The 1184-nt window shown below is 61.5% G+C and carries 1 protein-coding gene; it reads right to left on the bottom strand.

The features are described 5' to 3' along the window. A protein-coding gene (locus tag AC0Z42_RS29705) for an IS3 family transposase (RefSeq protein WP_485471643.1) occupies window positions 1-1122 on the bottom strand; the annotation gives its coding sequence in 2 pieces (ribosomal slippage) (window positions 1-843 and window positions 843-1122; 1123 coding nt annotated over the 2 pieces). This gene is flagged as partial in the annotation. Between the last annotated feature and the right edge of the window lie 62 nt (window positions 1123-1184).

Here is a 1184-nt window from a genome sequence, read left to right as displayed (position 1 = left end):
CTTGGTCGGGCGTCTGGTAGCTCAGCGATTGGTGCGGCCGCTCAGCGTTATAGAACGCGAAATACTGCGCCAGGCCCACCGTCAATTCCGCCATATTGGCGTATCCTTTCAGATACACATCCTCGTACTTCACGTTGCGCCACAGCCGCTCGACGAAGATGTTGTCCAGCGCCCGACCGCGCCCGTCCATGCTGATGGCGACGCCTTCGCGCTTGAGCACGTCGGTGAAGGCCGTGCTGGTGAACTGCGAACCCTGATCGCTGTTGAACAACTCCGGCTTGCCATGCTGGCGCAAGGCGTCCTCCAGGCAGTCCACGCAGAACGACGCGTCCATGCTGTTGCTGAGGCGCCAGGACAGCAACTTGCGGCTGTACCAGTCGATGATCGCCACCAAATACGCGAAGCCCCGCGCCAACCGGATGTAGGTGATATCGGTCGACCATACGTGATTAGGACGCGTCACGGGCACACCGCGCAACAGGTACGGATAGACCTTGTGCTGCGGATGCGCTCGGCTCGTATTCGGCCCCGGCGCCATGCCCGCCAGCCCCATGCCGCGCATCAGACGCTGCACGCGCTTGCGGTTGACTACATGGCCCGTCGCGCGCAGGAACACGACCATGCGCCTGCTGCCATAAAAAGGCCGACTGGTGTATTCCTCGTCAATCAGCGCGCTCAGCTTCAGGTCGCTCTCGTCCTCGCATGCCTGCCGGGATGCCGCGTCGATCCGGCGGTACACCGTCGCGCGCGGCACGCTTGCCAGCTCGCATTGGCGCGTCAGCGGCAGCTTCTCGTGCCCGGCTTCGATCCAGCCCAAGCGCGCCTCCTGGCTCACGGCCCCAGCTTTTTTTTAAGCCAGTCCACTTCCATCTTCAGCCGACCGATCTCGCCGTATAGTTTGTCCTCGGGACTGCTTTCATCGATCGGCTTGGGGCCGCGCTTGGTGTCGAACAGCGCGCCGGCGTTCTCCAGGATTTCCTTTTTCCACTGGCCCACCAGCACCGGATGCACGCCGAACTCTTGCGCGATCTCCGTCACCGTCTTGACGCCGCGAACGGCCTCCAGACCGACCTTGGCCTTAAACTCGGCCGTGTGTACCCGACGTTTTTTACCTTCACTCATTTGCTGTCATCCTTTCACGGACCACAGCTTAAACCATCGTCTCAGATTCGGGATCCACTATA

The sequence above is a fragment of the Janthinobacterium sp. 1L-D-8-B-C4 genome (assembly GCF_057291295.1).
The sequence above is the reverse complement of the archived record's forward strand: the minus strand, read 5'-3'. Positions and strand labels throughout refer to the sequence as shown.